The sequence below is a fragment of the Paraburkholderia sp. EG304 genome (assembly GCF_046543485.1).
GTDB classification, from domain to species: domain Bacteria; phylum Pseudomonadota; class Gammaproteobacteria; order Burkholderiales; family Burkholderiaceae; genus Paraburkholderia; species Paraburkholderia youngii.
The window spans coordinates 1-965 of record NZ_JBKGUA010000245.1 but is presented as its reverse complement, the minus strand read 5'-3'; the positions used below and the strand labels follow the sequence as shown (position 1 = coordinate 965).

2 pseudogenes are annotated in these 965 nt (G+C 60.8%); one reads left to right on the top strand and one right to left on the bottom strand.

From position 1 onward, the window contains the following. Positions 1-226: pseudogene (locus ACLFKU_RS43655) on the top strand (IS66 family transposase zinc-finger binding domain-containing protein); the annotation flags it as partial. Between the two features lie 50 nt (positions 227-276). Here the strand turns inward: ACLFKU_RS43655 and ACLFKU_RS43650 are convergent. Continuing rightward, positions 277-843: pseudogene (locus tag ACLFKU_RS43650) on the bottom strand (IS66 family transposase); the annotation flags it as partial. Positions 844-965 lie beyond the last annotated feature (122 nt).

Here is a 965-nt window from a genome sequence, read left to right as displayed (position 1 = left end):
GAATGCGCCGGCCAGCAAATCGCCTTCGCGAGGGCCGCTCCCGCCGCACCTGCCGCGCGAGGAGATCGTTCTCGAGCCCGATCCGCTCTGCCCCACGTGTGCGACGACCATGCAGCCGCTGGGCGAGGACGCATCCGAACAGCTCGCGCGCGTAGCCGCCGCATTCAAGGTGATCCGCACGATCCGGCGCAAATTGCTTTGCCCCGGCTGTGGCCATATCGAACGTAAGCGGTCAATTAACGACGCCCATCAGAGTTGTTGAACAGGGCAATAGACTTACCGCAGTTCGGCGGGCATGCACCAGGGAAGAAGCGCGGCGTAGTCGTCAACGGTCTGCGCGAGCGGTAGGCATCGGAGTAGCCAGTTGAGGTATCGATATGGATCGATGCCGTTGGCTTTTGCCGACTGGACCAGCGAGTAAAGATTCGCGCTCGCATGTGCACCGGCAACCGTGTCGGCAAACAGGAAGCCCTTGCGCGCTACGACGAACGGCCTGATCTCGTTCTCACAGGCGTTGTTCGAGATTGGATAGTCGCCGTTTTCAATGTAGCGGCTCAGCTTGTGCCACTGCCGATTCAGATATTGCAGCGCTTTGCCGAGCATGCTACCCGGCACGACGGCAGGCAGATGCTCAATCAACAGTTGCTCGATGACGGCGAGCACGCGGGCGCTATAGCGGCGGCGTAATCGCAGCCGGCGAGCGGCGTTCCACTTCGCACTTCGCGCCTCAGCCGCGAACAGCTTGCCGATGAGGTTGATGAAGCGCGTTGACAGCAGGTCCGGAGTGCGAGCGGCTTTCGGCACTGTATCCTCCGCCTTGACGAACGCGCGCCTTGAATGGGCCTTATGCGGAGTTCGGCATAAGGCGCATTATCCCGAGTTGCGTTTTATGCCGAGTCTGCTTGCGTCGCCTTTGTGTGATCAGTCGTTGCGCGTCGCCGATCACGACATAAATCTCGGGAGTC